Source organism: Alcanivorax sp. 1008 (genome assembly GCF_020667895.1).
Taxonomy (GTDB): Bacteria; Pseudomonadota; Gammaproteobacteria; order Pseudomonadales; family Alcanivoracaceae; genus PGZG01.
In genome coordinates, this window is sequence record NZ_JAFMPS010000003.1 from 71,147 (window position 1) to 86,052 (window position 14,906).

Consider the following 14,906-nt stretch of genomic DNA (forward strand, 5'->3'; position numbering starts at 1 on the left):
TGTTTTTAATGAATGCTCATTTTTCATTGATGAGGGCGGGGTTGGGAAAGGTGTTTTTATAAAGAAAAAAATTGAATGGAATAAAATTAATTCCATTAAAATGGTGAGTAATAGGCCTTACATTGTCGAGATTTCTGGGCCTCAATATATTATTCGAATTAATATTTTATTTTTTAAAGACTTCTCTCGGGTTGTACTTTCTTTAGAAGAGGAGAGGGCGCGTAGGGGAAATTATTGAACCTGATCGAGTACACGCTTGGCCATACGCCGACTAGCTTTACGCAGAACGACAATCGTTACTACATCGCGACCGATCACCTTGGCTCGCCGAGCGCAATCAGTGATGCCAGCGGCAACATCGTCAAGGCTGTGAGCTATGACAGCTATGGTAATACACTCAGTGACAGCAACCCCGCATTCACCATTCCGTTTGGCTTTGCCGGTGGCTTGCAGGATAGCGATACCGGGCTAATCCGGTTTGGGTTTAGGGATTATGATCCGAGTGTCAGGCGATGGACGGCAAGGGATCCGATTGGATTGAATGGTGGGTTAAATGTTTACGGGTACGTTGTCGGGGATCCGGTCAATCTGGTTGACCCCGAGGGCCTAGAGCCAGCTTTCCCGGGGGTTTCGTTTGGGGGGGGGCAGATTTTGGTGGGCTCAGTCCATGGGGGGGTGCTAGTGCGGGGTATCGCGTGGCCGGCAATGTGGGTGGTGCTATTGATGGGATCAAATGTCATGTTCAATGCTCTAGGTAAGGTGTGCCTCCATAGGTTTCCCCGGCTAGTCTTTTTTGTGCCCATTCTTTTTTTGGGCGCATGTGGCGAAAGCCCCAATGGTGGTATGCAGGCGCTTATCTACGGTAACAGTGACTCCGGCCATAGTGACGAGGTGTTGCTGAAGAAATATAAGGAAGTGCTTGAAGATGCTCACTATGTAGTGGTGGAAACAGATGGGCTGAATCCTGAAGCGGGTGATTACGTTGAGAAGGTCTACAAGAAGCTGTCACTCTGTCGTTACTCAGAGTGTAATGACTATATTCAGGATTATGCGATTCTAGCTAAACTTATAGATCAGATTACCAGCAATGTTGTTTCGGAGTCTGAGCTGGCTCACTTTCGACCGTGGTCCATATACTACAGTGCGATGGAGATTTTTACCTCTGAGTGTCGCCGTAGGACTGCAGCAAATAGCCGTTCTCTTGAAAAACGTATTATTGAGCATGCAAGGGGGCTTGAATCTTATATGGGGGATGTTGTTGGCGTGCATGAGAAGATACTTGCTGCTTCATTGGAGGAAGACCATGTGTATCTCAATGCAATAAAATCATTTGATGCGCTATCTATAGATTCTCTTTGTGACGGCAATCCTGTTTATTCTCCCAAGGTCTTTGATGTTAGTCATTCGATGGTAAGAAGCATCGTAGAAAGTCGCATGACTGATAGGATTTATTCATTAGAAAATAGATATGGCGTGGCGATTTTTCAATCGGAAATGTATTGCGGAAGCTCATATTTGAGGCGTCTGATTCCTCTTCATAGGGAGTCGCTTTCTTGTGGAAACGCAGATGAATTTTGAAGTTTTACTATCATCTGCGTACGGTGCGGCATATGGAGCAGCATTTGCGGTAATATTGGTTCCTTTGTATTCATGGGCTTTACGTCAAAGGGAAAACGTGCGCATATTGACTACTACCTTTGTTGCGTGTTTAGGGCCTGCTTTCATGATTGCCAACAAAAAAACCACCGAATTTCTTATGATTCCTGAAAACGAAGACTGGAGTGGAATATCTTTTGCGCTTCTAGGCGTCATGATTTTCATTTTTTATGGAATAAAGTTAAAAATTTTTAGCCGTAAACCACGGCGGGATTAATTTCTGTATTACATGAATGGTCAGTGAATCGCCCGAGATGAGCTACGCCGGCGCCACCATCAGCTACGGCTATGACGACGACCTGTTGCTGACTCAGGCTAACGGCTTTGCTATCAGCGGCTTGAGACGCGAATTGTTTTTTAAAAAATCGATCGCGGCTGAAGCCGCTCCTACAGCCGCTCTCTTGGAAAGACTTTCCTACAGAGATCAGGCCCAGCTGCTACGAGCCTTGCCGGAGCGTGAGCGCATCAGCCAGCCAATCAGCCAGCCGCCAATCAGAATAGACGCGCCTACCATCCACATGCTGGAGGTTTTGTCGCTGCGCAACAGGGCATTCTCCGCGGTGACGCCATTCAGTTCGGTGCGCAGTCTGCTTAGTTGCTCGTTCAGCTCACGGTTGGCCTGGTCCAGTCGAATCGGGTCGGCGGCAACTTCCTGCAGTCTTTCTACTTCTTCGCTACGCGAGCTAAGGTCTCCACTGAGTCGCTGATTGTCCTGCTTCAGTTGATTGCGCTCACTGGTTAATGTTGTCAGTTGCTGGCGTGCTTCGCTGAGCTGTTGGGTGACTTTCTGGTGCTGTGCTTCCAGCTGTTCAAGGCGGATCATGGAAGGGGCGGAGCGCACAACATATTGGGAATTAATATAGCCCTCAGTGTCGCCGTAACGTACCTGGGCCCAGTCGGAGCCTTCTTCCATGGCAATGATTTCCAGTCTTGTGCCGCTCTTCAAGCCACGGTGAATGATGCGGTACTCGTTGCCGGCGCCAGAGCGCATGGGCACATAGAGGGTGTCACTGATCCAGCCCGGGGCGGCCATGGCGGAAGTGCTTGCCATGGCTGACAGAGAGGCAACAACCATCAGAAGTGCTGAGAAAGTTACGCGCATGGGGTAAAACTCCTTGAAATCAATCAGGCGAAGTCTGGGGGATTTCGCCGCAGAAAAGCGTGCGGTATTTCACTGGCCGGTATTCGTGCGGCGCTTCAGAACACCCGCTTGAAAGGTTTCACCGTAACCCGGGCATAGACGCCAGCATCCAGATAGGGGTCCGCATCGGCCCATTGTTGCGCCGCATTCAGGGAGGAGAACTCGGCGACAACCAGTGAGCCGGTAAAGCCCGCATCACCGGGGTTGTCACTATCGATTGCCGGATGGGGGCCGGCAATTATCAGGCGGCCAGCCTCATGTAGTGCTTCAAGGCGGGCCAGGTGATCTGGCCGGGCAGCCAGTCGCTGCGCCAGAGTGCCGGGATGGTCTTCGCTGATGATGGCGTAGAGCATGTTATTCCGCTTCCTTTTGCTGGTTTTCCGGCGCGTTGGCCGAAGCAGGTTGTTTATCCTCGAAAAGTTTTTCCCGTTCCTCTGGCGACATACAGCGGTACAGATAAAACAGCACCCCACCATAGAAAAATATGCTGAGGATGGAAAAGCCGATGGCCTTGAATAGCACCCAGAAGTCAGTGCTGAAACTGAACGCGATGTAGAGGTTGAGCACTCCGACAAACAGGAAGTAGCCAACGAAGACAAGATTGAGAATGCGCCACTGCAGCGGTTGCAGGGCGATGATGTGGCCAAGGCCGCGTAGCATTAGTGCTTCGAGCAGTCGTTGCAACAGATTGCGTCGCAGGAAATGTCCGGCTAATAGCACACCGGCAAACAGGAAGTTGATAATGGTCGGGCGCCATTTGATAAAGGTGTCGTCGCGCAGCAGCAAGGTCATGCCGCCAAATACGGCGGTAAGCAGAAACACAAACCAGTGCATCTTTTCCAGCTTGCGCCAGATCAGCCAGCCGGCACTGACCTGAATCAGGCAGCCGATCAGGATTGCCCAGGTGGCGGTGTAGATATCGCGGCCGCTGATGAAATAGGCGCCGAAAAAGGCGATCACCGGCAGATAGTCAAAAAACTGCTTCATGGTCTGGCCCGCAGGGATGGAGCCGCGATGTTACCCCGTTCCCCGGCGCGGGCAAAACCGCCGATTCGCTGCGCCGGGTGGAACGGACTAGAATGGGGCCTGCGGACTTTGCCGACCTTATTGAAAACTTTACTGAAGAGTGCCGTGACTGATTGTCGCTTTGATTTTCATTGCCATAGCCTTGCGTCCGATGGCGCCCTGACGCCGACCGAGCTGGTCGAGCGGGCGGCTGGCGCTGGTGTGCAGCTGCTGGCGTTGACCGACCATGACACCTTGGCAGGGCAGCATGAGGCGCGCCAGGCGGCGTCGGCGGCTGGTATCCGCCTGATTGCGGGGATTGAGGTGTCGGTGGGTTGGGATGGTCGTGAGCTGCACCTGGTGGGGCTCGGCTTTGACCCGGATCACCCGGAGGTCAGTGCGCTGGTGGCCTCCCAGCAGCAGGCCCGGACCCTTCGTGCGGAACGTATTGGTGGTCGGCTGGACAAGGCTGCCGGGCTTGCCAACAGCTATCAGCGCACCGTGGCACTGTCCGCTCAGGACGCGCCGGGGAGGCCCTGGTTCGCCAAGATGTTGGTCGCAGCGGGCAAGGTTCGCGATGAGCAGCATGCCTTCAACCGCTACCTTAAGCCGGGGCAGTCCTGCTTTGTGGCCACCCCATGGGTGTCCATGGACGCGGCCGTGGCGGCTATCCGCGCCGGCGGTGGGGTTGCTGTATTGGCCCATCCCACCCGCTATAGCTTTACTCGGCGCAAGCTGCGCCGTTGCCTGGATCACTTTGTAGCCGCAGGGGGCGCCGCATTAGAGGTACTTACCCCGGGACTGAACCCCCAGCAACAGGCATTGTTAGCTGAGTGTTTGCGGGATTTTCCTTTGCATGCGTCAGGGGGGTCTGACTTCCATACTCCCAAACAAACCTGGCTGGAGCTGGGGCGTCTGCCCCCCGTGCCAGCGGATATGCCACTGGTACATAGCCTGATCGGGGCCTAGAATCCGCCCCCATGACGCAAATCTTCCATATCCATCCTGATAACCCGCAGCAGCGCCTGATTCGTCAGGCAGCAGATATCGTCCGTAAGGGCGGGTTGATCGCCTATCCGACGGACACCACCTATGCGCTGGGCTGTGCCATTGGCGAAAAGGCGGCGCTGGACCGGCTGATCCAGCTGCGGCGGCTGGATGACAAGCATCAGTTCTCCATTCTCTGTGCAGATCTGTCCGGGATTGCCACCTATGCCAAGGTCAGCAACACGGATTACCGGCTGATCAAGGCCCATACCCCCGGTGCCTATACCTTTATCCTGCAGGGCACCAGCGAGGTGCCACGCCGCTTGATGCATGAGAAAAAGCGCACCATCGGCATCCGTGTGCCGGACAATGCCATCTGCCAGGCGCTGCTGGAGGAGTTGGGGGCGCCTTTGATGACCTCGACTTTGCTGCTGCCGGGGGAGGAGATGCCGCTGAGCGACCCCTATGACATCGAGAACGCCCTGGGGGGTCGGGTCGACCTGATTATTAACGGCGGTTTCGGCGGCATGGAGGAAACCACCGTGGTGTCATTGGTAGATGAGGGCGGCCCTGTCATTGTTCGTGAGGGTGCCGGGCCTGTAGATCGTATTTTCTGACCGGCCAACCCGCTATAATCGCCACTTTCGTCAAGATCACCGGAGTCTGTCTTGAGTTCTGTTGTTTCTTCCCAGCGCGTCCTGTCTGGCATGCGACCCACAGGTCGGTTACATCTTGGTCACTATCATGGCGTGCTGAAGAACTGGGTAAAGCTGCAGCACGAGTATGAATGCTTCTTTTTCGTGGCTGATTGGCACGCGCTGACCACCGAGTATGAAAACCCGCAGAATATCGAGTCATCAGTTTGGGAAATGGTGATTGATTGGTTGGCGGCGGGCGTTAACCCGGGCTCTGCGACCATGTTTATCCAGTCGAAAGTGCCAGAGCATGCTGAGCTGCACCTGTTGCTGTCGATGATGACGCCTCTGGGTTGGCTGGAAAGGGTGCCGACCTATAAGGATCAGCAGGAAAAGCTCAAAGAGAAAGATTTGGCTACCTATGGTTTTCTCGGCTACCCGCTGCTGCAGTCTGCGGATATCCTGATGTATCGTGCCGGTTTGGTGCCGGTTGGCGCCGATCAGGTTGCCCATGTGGAGATTACCCGTGAAGTGGCCCGCCGCTTCAATCATTTGTACGGTCGTGAACCCGGGTTTGAGGAGGCCGTAGAAGCGGCGATCCGCAAGATGGGCAAGAAGCAGTCGAAAATCTACCTCGACAGTCGCCGTAAGTATCAGCAGGATGGTGACGAGAGTGCGCTGGCGCTGGCTCAGGCGCTGGTCAATGATCAGTCCAACATCACGCTGGGTGATAAAGAGCGCCTGCTCGGTGACCTGGAAGGTGGTGGCAAAATCATCTTGCCTGAGCCTCAGGCGTTGCTGACGCCGGCGTCAAAAATGCCGGGACTGGACGGTCAGAAAATGTCCAAGTCCTATGGTAATTACATCAGCCTGCGAGAAGAGCCGGCTGATGTGGACGAAAAAATTCGCAAGATGCCCACGGACCCGGCCAGAGTGCGCCGTACTGACCCCGGCAACCCCGATAAATGTCCGGTATGGCAGATGCACGAGGTGTATTCTTCCGAGTCGACGAAACAATGGGTGCAGGAGGGGTGTCGTAACGCAGGTATTGGTTGTCTCGACTGCAAGCGTCCGATTATTGAGGCCGTGCAAGCTGAGCTCGAGCCCATTCGCAAGCGTGCACAAGAGCATAGCCGTAATCAGGACTTGGTCCGCAGTATTATTGCCGAAGGCTGTGAAGACGCTCGCGAGGCAGCGCGCGACACATTGGATGAAGTGCGTCAGGCCATGGGCTTGAAGTATCGTTCGTAAGCGGTTGATTTACCGTGCGTGAGCACCGTGAAAGAGGATGATGTAATGAGTGGACCTGAGGTCCCTGAAGATACTCTTGAAGCGCTGGAGCAGCAGGCGGATCGTCTTGCTGCAGCTCAGGAGCTGCTAGCCACCGTCAAACCCAAGCAAAGCGAAATGCCGTTTGGTCTTATGTACGGCAAGGCGATCACCAAACTACCTGATGATCTGTATATTCCGCCAGATGCACTGGAGGTGTTCCTCGAAGCGTTCGAGGGGCCACTGGATTTGTTGCTGTATCTGATCAAGCGGCAGAATCTGGATATTCTCGATATTCCAGTGGCGCAGATTACCACCCAGTACATGCAGTACGTTGAATTGATGAAGTCGCTCAATTTTGAGTTGGCTGCCGAGTATCTGGTGATGGCGGCCATGCTCGGCGAAATCAAGTCGCGCATGTTGCTGCCGCGACCGAAGGCGGAAGAGGGCGAGGACGAGAACGATCCGCGCGCCGAATTGATCCGCCGTTTGCAGGAATACGAACGCTTCAAGAAGGCGGCGGAAGATATTGAAGCCTTGCCGCGTCTGGAGCGGGATTTCTGGGAAGTGAAAGCCAAGCGACCGGATTACACCCGCGAGCGGGCCGAGCCGGATGTGGACATGAAAGAGATGCTGCTGGCTCTCAAAGATGTCATGCATCGCGCCGACATGTTCGAGAGCCACCATGTTTCACGGGAGAAGCTGTCTACCCGAGAGCGGATGGCGGACGTGCTGGACCGCTTGCGTAGCGGTGAGTTCGTTCCCTTTTTTACCCTGTTCCGACCGGAGGAAGGCCGCGCCGGGGTAGTGGTGACTTTTATCGCCATTCTTGAGTTGATCAAGAGTTCACTGGTGGAAGTGATACAGAGTGAGCCATTTGCACCGCTCCATCTGAAAGCCCGCACCGTGCTGCTGGAAGACGAGGACCGGTTGCCTTTTGAAGTGAGTGCTGCCAATGACTGAAGACGTGAAAGACGAAGTGTCTGCCGAGCAGGAAGCGGCCAGCCAAGCCGTGCCTGAGGAAACTGCCCAGAGCGGGGAAACTGCCCAGAGCGAAGAAGAAAAAGTTGCCGCTCATATCGATACGGTGCTCATTCGTCGGGTGCTTGAAGCAGCCATTCTGGCTGCTGATGGGCCGATTGATCGGGACACCATGCTGTCGTTGTTCGATGAGGCAGAGCGTCCTGACAAGGACAACCTGAACCTGATTCTGGCGGAGCTGGCGGAAAGCTATGCGGGCCATGGCATCGAGCTGAGGGAAGTGGCCTCCGGGTTCCGTTTTCAGGTGCGCAGTGAAATGGGCCCATGGGTTAGTCGCCTGTGGCAAGAAAAGGCGCCACGCTATAGCCGCGCCATTCTCGAGACCCTTGCCCTTATCGCTTATCGTCAGCCCATCACCCGTGGTGAAATTGAAGAAATTCGGGGCGTGGCGGTAAACACGCAGATTATTAAGACGCTGCTGGAGCGCAACTGGGTGCGCGTGGTCGGTCATCGTGATGTGCCCGGCCGCCCGGCCATGTTTGCTTCCACCCGACAGTTCCTTGATTACTTTGGTTTGAAGAGCCTGGAGGAGCTGCCGTCGTTGTCCGAGATTCGTGATCTGGACAAGATCAACGAAGAACTTGAGCTTGAAGAGGCCGCCCTGGCCATGCCACGGGGTGAGCAGGACGAAGAGGGCGGTGACGAAACTCGTCAGGTCACCATCATGGAAGCAATTGACAACAACGAGCCGGAAATTGATGAGTCCACCCTGATGAGTCTGGAACAGGTGGATTCTGTGCTGTCCAGTTTCGAGTCGGAATTCCGTCGCAAGCCGGGACAGACCGAGGAGCCAGAAGCAGAAGCAGAAGCAGAAGCAGAAGCAGAAGCAGAGTCTGTTACAGATGAGCAGGGATCTGATAGCGAATTATTCCCCGATGTCGATCAGGAAGATGAAGACCTCTCGCAGGATGACGACGTGAACGGGATTGAAACAAAGCATGAGTGAGAAACTGCAGAAAGTATTGGCTCGAGCAGGCCTGGGTTCCCGCCGTGAGCTGGAAACCTGGATCGAGTCTGGCCGAGTGTCCGTTAATGGCAAGATCGCCACTTTGGGCGATCGGGTCGAACCCGAGGATGTCATTCGCGTGGATGGTCATATCACCAAAACCAAAGCCCCGGAAGATATGGTGCGTCGTGTCATCGCCTACCACAAGCCAGTGGGTGAGGTGTGTTCACGCAATGATCCCGAGGGCAGGCCTACAGTATTCGACAATCTGCCACGCTTGACCGGTCAGCGTTGGGTGCAGGTCGGCCGTTTGGATATCAACACCTCCGGGCTGTTGTTGTTTACTACCGATGGCGAGCTGGCCCACAGGTTAATGCATCCATCGAACGGCTTTGTGCGTGAGTACGCGGTTCGGGTGCGGGGTGAGCTTACCCGGGAAAAGCGCAAGGCGCTGCTAGACGGAGTGATGCTGGAAGACGGTATATCGAAGTTTGACACCATCACAGATGCCGGCGGTGCCGAGGAGGCGGCCAATCATTGGTACAAGGTTTCCCTCAAGGGCGGCAAGTACCGTGAAGTGCGTCGTTTGTTTGAATCGCAGGAGTTGGAAGTGGCGCGCTTGATACGGGTCAGCTTCGGTGAAATCAATCTACCGCCACAGCTTAAGGCTGGACGTTGGATGGATCTTACTCCCGACGAGATGAATCAGCTGGCGGGCAAAGTTGATCTTCGTGGCAAGCAGTACACCGGGCTATATGGTCGGGCCCGTCTACGTGGCCAGAGGGCAGACAAGAAGCCGCCTTCGAAAGCACGTCGTAATCCCTACCGCCGTTCGTAGGTACCGCCCTGGCGCTGCGGCCTATATCCGGAGATTATTTTGCAACGAGTACGCGTCAAAGTTTGTGGCATTACCCGCGTTGCTGACATGCAGTCAGCGGCCCGTTTGGGGGCGGATGCTATTGGCTTGGTGTTTTATCCGCCGAGCCCGCGTTTCGTGGGTATTGAACAGGCTGCTGCTATCTGTGCAGCGACACCAGCTTTCGTTACTACCGTTGGGTTGTTTGTGAATCCAACCTACGAACAGGTCTGCGAAGTGCTGGAGCGAGTGCCGCTTGATATTCTTCAGTTTCATGGCGAAGAGCCGGAAGTATTCTGTTGTCGTTTTGGCCGGCCTTATATGAAGGCCCTGCGTATGGCAGATGATCTGGATGTGCTGGCCGCTGCTGAACAATACCCGGCAGCCTGTGGCCTGTTGCTCGATAGTCACGTTCCCGGTGTCCCGGGCGGTACAGGTACAACCTTTGATTGGCAGCGCATTCCGGCGCAACTCAGCCAGCCGCTGATTCTTGCCGGCGGACTTGACGCTGCCAATGTCAGTGATGCCATTGCCACCGTGCGCCCCTGGGCGGTGGATGTCAGTGGTGGTGTAGAACAGCTCGATGCGGATGGCCGTCGTCATCCCGGCATCAAATCCGAGGCCGCTATGGCCGCTTTTATCGAAGGAGTTAATCGTGTCTGAGAAGATCGACTTTGCCGCCTTTCCGGACCCCCGCGGGCATTTCGGGCGTTACGGCGGTCGCTTCGTTTCTGAAACTCTGATGGCAGCGCTGGAAGATCTTGAGGCGGTGTATAACCGGCTTAAGGATGACCCCCAGTTTCAGGCCGATTTTGATTACGACATGGCTCACTATGTGGGTCGTCCTTCACCGCTATATTTTGCCGAGCGCCTGAGTAAGCAGGTTGGCGGCGCTCAAATCTGGCTGAAGCGCGAAGATCTTAATCACACCGGTGCCCACAAGGTAAATAACACCATTGGTCAGGCGTTGTTGGCCAAGCATATTGGCAAGCGCCGGGTGATCGCAGAAACCGGTGCCGGCCAGCACGGTGTGGCCAGTGCCACCGTGGCCGCGCGACTGGGTTTGGAATGTCAGGTGTATATGGGCGCCGATGATGTTGAGCGGCAGAAGCTCAACGTCTACCGGATGAAGCTGCTCGGCGCCGAAGTAATCCCGGTGACGTCCGGCTCGCGCACCCTTAAAGATGCACTGAACGAAGCGATGCGTGATTGGGTGACCAACGTTGATCACACTTTCTACATTATCGGTACCGTAGCAGGCCCGCATCCTTATCCCATGTTGGTGCGCGATTTTCAGAGCATTATTGGCCGCGAAGCCAGAGAGCAGTGCCTGAAAATGAATGGTCGATTGCCCGATGCGTTAGTTGCCTGTGTTGGTGGTGGTTCCAATGCCATTGGTCTGTTCCACCCATTCCTGAATGATGAATCAGTTTCCATGTATGGTGTTGAAGCCGCCGGCGATGGCATTGAGACCGGCCGTCACTCGGCGCCACTGGCGGCCGGTCGTCCCGGTGTATTGCACGGTAATCGCACCTATCTGATGGAAAACGACGACGGCCAGATTATCGATACACACTCTATTTCTGCTGGTCTGGACTATCCGGGAGTTGGCCCTGAACATGCCTGGCTCAAGGACCTTGGTCGGGTCAATTACGTGGGGGCTACGGATGATGAGGCGCTGGCCGCGTTTCGCACCCTGACCCATGTTGAGGGCATCATGCCGGCTCTGGAGTCTGCCCATGCGGTGGCCTATGCCATGAAGCTGGCCGCTACCATGTCGGAGGATCAGATTATTGTGGTGAACCTGTCTGGTCGTGGTGACAAGGACATTCTGACTGTCGCCGCTCTTGACGGTTTTACTTTCTGAGGTGGGTTTATCCATGAATCGTATTGCCAAACGTTTTGCTGATCTGGCCGCCTCTGGCCGTAAGGCTCTTATTCCTTATGTAACCGCCGGTGATCCGACCCCAGATGTGACGTTGCCATTGCTGCAGGCCATGGTGGCAGCAGGCGCAGATATCATTGAGCTGGGCATGCCGTTTTCGGACCCCATGGCGGATGGACCGGTTATTCAGCTGGCCTGCGAGCGATCGTTGGCCGGAGGCACCTCGGTGCGCTCCTTGCTTGATACCGTGGCGAACTTTCGCAAGACCGATGATGACACCCCGATTGTACTAATGGGCTATCTCAACCCGGTTGAAGCGATGGGTTATGAAGTGTTTGCCCAGCGCTGTGCCGAGGTGGGCGTTGATGGCGTGCTGATTGTTGACCTGCCGCCGGAGGAAGCACTGGATGTGGCGCCGACCTTCCGTGAGCACAATCTTGATCTGGTATTTCTGGTTGCGCCGACCACTACTGATGAGCGTATGGAGCTAATCGGCAAGGCGGGAAGCGGCTATCTGTACTACGTGTCACTGAAGGGTGTCACCGGTGCGGCCACCCTGGATCCGGTCGAGGTGCGAGGCCGGGTGGAAACAATTCGCAAACACACCAAATTGCCCATTGGTGTGGGCTTTGGTATCAAGGACGCTGAATCCGCCCGACTGGTTTCACAGGTGGCTGATGGGGTTGTGGTGGGCAGTGCGCTGGTACAGCAGATTGCCGATAATGCAGCCAACCCCGTAGTGATCCCGGAGAAGGTCGCCGCAGTGTTGCGGTCGATGCGTGAGGCGATGGATAACGGCAAGGCAGGTTGAACCGGCCTTTGCAAATAGACGGAGCAGGGCAACATGAGTGGTGGTAACTGGCTGGAGAAAATTCTTCCTTCGGTGCGCAAGGGCGACGCGGATAGCCGTCGTGCCAGTGTGCCAGAGGGGCTTTGGCGTAAGTGCCCGCGCTGCGACAGTGTGATTTACCGGCCGGAGCTGGAGCGCAATCTGGATGTCTGTCCCAAGTGTGAACATCATTTGCGTATCAATGCTCGAACCCGCCTCAGCTTGTTTCTGGACGATGGGCCGCAAAGTGAAATTGGTGCGGATATCGAGCCGGTGGATCGGCTCAAGTTCAAGGATTCTAAAAAGTATAAAGACCGTCTGACCGCTGCGCAGAAAGACACCGGCGAAAAAGATGCGCTTATCTGTCTGCGTGGCAAGGTAAATGGATTGCCGGTGGTGGCGGCGGCTTTCGAATTCGGTTTTATGGGCGGCTCCATGGGTTCGGTGGTGGGCGAACGCTTCCTGCGCTCAGTGGACGTCTGTCTGGAGAATCGTCTGCCGTTCGTTTGCTTCGCTGCCAGTGGTGGAGCGCGCATGCAGGAGGCACTGTTCTCATTGATGCAGATGGCGCGTACCAGTGCAGCACTGCAGCGGATGCGCGATGCGGGGCTGCCTTTTATTTCCGTGCTGACTGATCCGGTATATGGCGGTGTGTCCGCCTCGTTGGCCATGCTTGGCGATATAAACGTTGCCGAGCCTGGTGCCTTGATCGGTTTTGCCGGTCCGAGGGTGATTGAACAGACTGTCCGGCAGAAGCTGCCGGAGGGTTTCCAGCGCAGTGAATTTTTGCTCGAGCATGGTGCGATTGACATGATCGTCCACCGGCGCGATATGAAAGATACCCTGCATCGTCTGTTAGCTAACCTGACCCATGCGCCGCTGCCCGCTGCCTGAATGAATCTGGATGACTGGCAGGCGCGTATAGAGCGTTTGCATCCGCAGGAAATCGAACTTGGCCTGGGGCGAATCCGTGCCGTGGCCGAGCGTCTTGAGGTAAACGTTTTTGCCTGCCCGGTGATCACTGTGGCGGGCACTAATGGCAAGGGTTCCACCGTCACCCTGATCGAGCGACTGGCCCGCGCCGCCGGTCGCAGCACTGCACTTTATACATCTCCTCATTTGCATCGTTTCAATGAGCGGGTGCGTCTTGATGGCGAGCCGGTCAGTGACGCCATGCTGTGTCAGGCCTTTGAACGGGTGGAAAGCGTTCGTGGCGATGTCGCATTAACCTATTTTGAGTTCACCACCCTGGCTGCTTTATGCGTATTCCAGCAAGCCGGTGTCGATCTGGTTGTTCTTGAAGTTGGCTTGGGTGGGCGCCTGGATGCGGTCAACCTGATCGATGCGGATATTGCAGTGATAACTTCCATCGGTCTGGACCATCAGGACTGGCTCGGCGATAACGTGGAACAGATTGGTCGAGAGAAGGCCGGCATACTGCGCGCAGGTCGACCGCTGTTGTTTGCTGCCATGGATATGCCAGAGAGCATTGCTCAGGCGGCGGAGCAGGGCGCAGCCCGGTTGATCCGCGCTGGCGAGGTTTTCGGTGTCCATGGCTCGGCGATCTATTGGCAGCAGTCCGGTAGTCATCACCTTGAAGTGTCTGATCCACTGCCGCTGGGCCGGGATAATCTGGCGGCAGCGGTACAGGCATTGGCTCTGCTGGATATGTTGCCGGCTGATATCGCTGCGGTGGCCGCCAGCACTATTTTGCCAGGACGTTGTCAGCATAAACGTATTGATGGTTGTGACTGGTATTTTGATGTGGGTCACAATCGTGAGGCATTGCAGCGCTTTCTCAGTCTGCTGCCGGCTGTAACGGGGCGTCGCAGGGCGCTCTGTGCCATGCTTGCGGATAAGCCGGCGGAGCAGGTGCTGGCAGATTTTCAGGCTCATGTGGATGACTGGTATCTGGCGGGCCTTGGCGGAAGCCGCGGCCGGTCTGCTTCGGCCCTGGCAGGGTTGCTACCCGATATTGTTCCCAGACAGATCTTTGCCAATGTGGCTGAGGCCGTGGCGGCGGTGCGGGAACAGCAGAGTGGGGAAGATCAGGTGCTGGTGTTCGGTTCTTTTTACACCGTTGCTGAAGCAGCAGCGGCCCTTGCTGTGGAGCTGTGATGAGGTTTTCGGTACGTCACCCTCTGGTGGCGATTCTGCTGATTGTGCTGATCTCGGCCATCGTGGCGCCATTGCTACTGCGTCAGGAAAGTGTGGTGATGCGACCGCTGGATATGGAGTTGCCAGCAGTGCCTGAGCTGCCTACGCCAGACGCGCTGCCGCCGGTATCGACTAGCGAAATAGAGCTAGCGGAGCAGGCCATCAATGATGCCCGTGAGCAATTGCGGGGTGGCTCGGCTAAGCCTTCGCAGAATGACCCCCTGCCCGTGCCGGCAGCTTGGGCTGTACAGGTGGCAGTGCTGGAAACCGAGCAACAGGCGCAGGCTGAGAAGCAGCGTCTGCTGGATAGTGGCTACCGGGGCTATTTGCGCATGTTGCCTGAGAATCAGGGCTGGCAGCTGTTCGCCGGGCCGGAGTTGGAGCGAGCCGCGGCGCAGGCCACACTGGAGCGCCTCAAGATTGACCCACAGTGGTCCATTGAGACAGATATTCAGACCCCTATCGTACCTTTCAGCCCCTGACCGTCGCCGTCTCTTTC

Annotated in this window: 17 protein-coding genes; 14 read left to right on the top strand and 3 right to left on the bottom strand. The window is 55.7% G+C overall.

Annotated features, from left to right (window positions below; all coding sequences use genetic code 11):
- Positions 1 to 234 precede the first annotated feature (234 nt).
- Positions 235 to 1,578 (top strand): RHS repeat-associated core domain-containing protein, encoded by a 1,344-nt coding sequence (locus J1C54_RS05710; RefSeq protein WP_229145809.1) that lies wholly within the window; start codon positions 235 to 237, stop codon positions 1,576 to 1,578.
- Positions 1,568 to 1,873, top strand: coding sequence for a hypothetical protein (locus J1C54_RS05715; protein ID WP_229145811.1), 306 nt, complete (start codon positions 1,568 to 1,570; stop codon positions 1,871 to 1,873). Before J1C54_RS05710 ends, J1C54_RS05715 begins: the two co-directional genes overlap by 11 nt.
- 207 nt (positions 1,874 to 2,080) lie before the next feature.
- Here the strand turns inward: J1C54_RS05715 and J1C54_RS05720 are convergent, their stop codons facing one another.
- From J1C54_RS05720 to J1C54_RS05730, 3 genes are all read right to left on the bottom strand, one after another.
- Entirely contained in the window at positions 2,081 to 2,758 is a 678-nt protein-coding gene (locus J1C54_RS05720; RefSeq protein WP_229145813.1) for a TIGR04211 family SH3 domain-containing protein, read from the bottom strand.
- Positions 2,759 to 2,853: 95 nt separating this feature from the next.
- Positions 2,854 to 3,150, bottom strand: coding sequence for a YciI family protein (locus J1C54_RS05725; protein ID WP_229145818.1), 297 nt, complete (start codon positions 3,148 to 3,150; stop codon positions 2,854 to 2,856).
- Position 3,151: 1 nt separating this feature from the next.
- Positions 3,152 to 3,784: an inner membrane-spanning protein YciB gene (locus tag J1C54_RS05730; RefSeq protein WP_229145821.1), complete on the bottom strand. Its 633-nt coding sequence runs from the start codon at positions 3,782 to 3,784 to the stop codon at positions 3,152 to 3,154.
- Between the two features lie 144 nt (positions 3,785 to 3,928).
- Here J1C54_RS05730 and J1C54_RS05735 point away from each other — a divergent pair, with 144 nt between their 5' ends.
- Genes J1C54_RS05735 through J1C54_RS05790 form a run of 12 tightly spaced genes read left to right on the top strand, consistent with a single transcriptional unit; the run spans position 3,929 to position 14,889 of the window.
- Positions 3,929 to 4,771, top strand: coding sequence for a PHP domain-containing protein (locus tag J1C54_RS05735; protein WP_229145823.1), 843 nt, complete (start codon positions 3,929 to 3,931; stop codon positions 4,769 to 4,771).
- A gap of 11 nt (positions 4,772 to 4,782) precedes the next feature.
- Positions 4,783 to 5,406: an L-threonylcarbamoyladenylate synthase gene (locus tag J1C54_RS05740; protein ID WP_229145824.1), complete on the top strand. Its 624-nt coding sequence runs from the start codon at positions 4,783 to 4,785 to the stop codon at positions 5,404 to 5,406.
- Between the two features lie 51 nt (positions 5,407 to 5,457).
- Positions 5,458 to 6,675, top strand: coding sequence for a tryptophan--tRNA ligase (locus tag J1C54_RS05745; RefSeq protein WP_255612544.1), 1,218 nt, complete (start codon positions 5,458 to 5,460; stop codon positions 6,673 to 6,675).
- Between the two features lie 45 nt (positions 6,676 to 6,720).
- Positions 6,721 to 7,656, top strand: a complete 936-nt coding sequence (locus tag J1C54_RS05750; RefSeq protein WP_370635615.1) for a ScpA family protein — start codon at positions 6,721 to 6,723, stop codon at positions 7,654 to 7,656.
- On the top strand, positions 7,649 to 8,680 hold the full coding sequence (gene scpB / locus J1C54_RS05755; protein ID WP_255612545.1) for an SMC-Scp complex subunit ScpB: 1,032 nt from the start codon (positions 7,649 to 7,651) through the stop codon (positions 8,678 to 8,680). The genes J1C54_RS05750 and scpB overlap by 8 nt, the downstream gene beginning before the upstream one ends.
- Complete coding sequence (rluB, locus tag J1C54_RS05760; protein ID WP_229145825.1) at positions 8,673 to 9,518, top strand: 23S rRNA pseudouridine(2605) synthase RluB; 846 nt, start codon at positions 8,673 to 8,675, stop codon at positions 9,516 to 9,518. The genes scpB and rluB overlap by 8 nt, the downstream gene beginning before the upstream one ends.
- A 39-nt stretch (positions 9,519 to 9,557) precedes the next feature.
- Positions 9,558 to 10,199 (top strand): phosphoribosylanthranilate isomerase, encoded by a 642-nt coding sequence (locus J1C54_RS05765; protein ID WP_229145826.1) that lies wholly within the window; start codon positions 9,558 to 9,560, stop codon positions 10,197 to 10,199.
- Positions 10,192 to 11,403 carry a tryptophan synthase subunit beta gene (gene trpB / locus J1C54_RS05770; RefSeq protein WP_229145827.1) on the top strand — a complete coding sequence of 404 codons (1,212 nt, stop codon included), beginning with the start codon at positions 10,192 to 10,194 and terminating at the stop codon, positions 11,401 to 11,403. The genes J1C54_RS05765 and trpB overlap by 8 nt, the downstream gene beginning before the upstream one ends.
- Positions 11,404 to 11,416: 13 nt before the next feature.
- Positions 11,417 to 12,232, top strand: coding sequence for a tryptophan synthase subunit alpha (trpA, locus tag J1C54_RS05775; protein ID WP_229145828.1), 816 nt, complete (start codon positions 11,417 to 11,419; stop codon positions 12,230 to 12,232).
- 33 nt (positions 12,233 to 12,265) lie between these two features.
- On the top strand, positions 12,266 to 13,144 hold the full coding sequence (gene accD / locus J1C54_RS05780) for an acetyl-CoA carboxylase, carboxyltransferase subunit beta (protein WP_229145829.1): 879 nt from the start codon (positions 12,266 to 12,268) through the stop codon (positions 13,142 to 13,144).
- The gene (locus tag J1C54_RS05785) at positions 13,145 to 14,368 is read left to right on the top strand and encodes a folylpolyglutamate synthase/dihydrofolate synthase family protein (protein WP_229145830.1); all 1,224 of its coding nucleotides are present in this window, start codon (positions 13,145 to 13,147) and stop codon (positions 14,366 to 14,368) included.
- Positions 14,368 to 14,889, top strand: coding sequence for an SPOR domain-containing protein (locus tag J1C54_RS05790; RefSeq protein WP_229145831.1), 522 nt, complete (start codon positions 14,368 to 14,370; stop codon positions 14,887 to 14,889). The genes J1C54_RS05785 and J1C54_RS05790 overlap by 1 nt, the downstream gene beginning before the upstream one ends.
- Positions 14,890 to 14,906: the final 17 nt, after the last annotated feature.

Bases quoted from the DNA above. Each gene is read 5' to 3' on its own strand.
- J1C54_RS05790 (WP_229145831.1), top strand. From the start codon at position 14,368: ATGAGGTTTTCGGTACGTCACCCTCTGGTGGCGATTCTGCTGATTGTG.
- trpA (WP_229145828.1), top strand. From the start codon at position 11,417: ATGAATCGTATTGCCAAACGTTTTGCTGATCTGGCCGCCTCTGGCCGT.
- J1C54_RS05750 (WP_370635615.1), top strand. From the start codon at position 6,721: ATGAGTGGACCTGAGGTCCCTGAAGATACTCTTGAAGCGCTGGAGCAG.
- J1C54_RS05730 (WP_229145821.1), bottom strand. From the start codon at position 3,784: ATGAAGCAGTTTTTTGACTATCTGCCGGTGATCGCCTTTTTCGGCGCC.
- J1C54_RS05715 (WP_229145811.1), top strand. From the start codon at position 1,568: ATGAATTTTGAAGTTTTACTATCATCTGCGTACGGTGCGGCATATGGA.
- J1C54_RS05725 (WP_229145818.1), bottom strand. From the start codon at position 3,150: ATGCTCTACGCCATCATCAGCGAAGACCATCCCGGCACTCTGGCGCAG.
- J1C54_RS05785 (WP_229145830.1), top strand. From the start codon at position 13,145: ATGAATCTGGATGACTGGCAGGCGCGTATAGAGCGTTTGCATCCGCAG.
- scpB (WP_255612545.1), top strand. From the start codon at position 7,649: ATGACTGAAGACGTGAAAGACGAAGTGTCTGCCGAGCAGGAAGCGGCC.
- accD (WP_229145829.1), top strand. From the start codon at position 12,266: ATGAGTGGTGGTAACTGGCTGGAGAAAATTCTTCCTTCGGTGCGCAAG.
- J1C54_RS05720 (WP_229145813.1), bottom strand. From the start codon at position 2,758: ATGCGCGTAACTTTCTCAGCACTTCTGATGGTTGTTGCCTCTCTGTCA.
- rluB (WP_229145825.1), top strand. From the start codon at position 8,673: ATGAGTGAGAAACTGCAGAAAGTATTGGCTCGAGCAGGCCTGGGTTCC.
- J1C54_RS05740 (WP_229145824.1), top strand. From the start codon at position 4,783: ATGACGCAAATCTTCCATATCCATCCTGATAACCCGCAGCAGCGCCTG.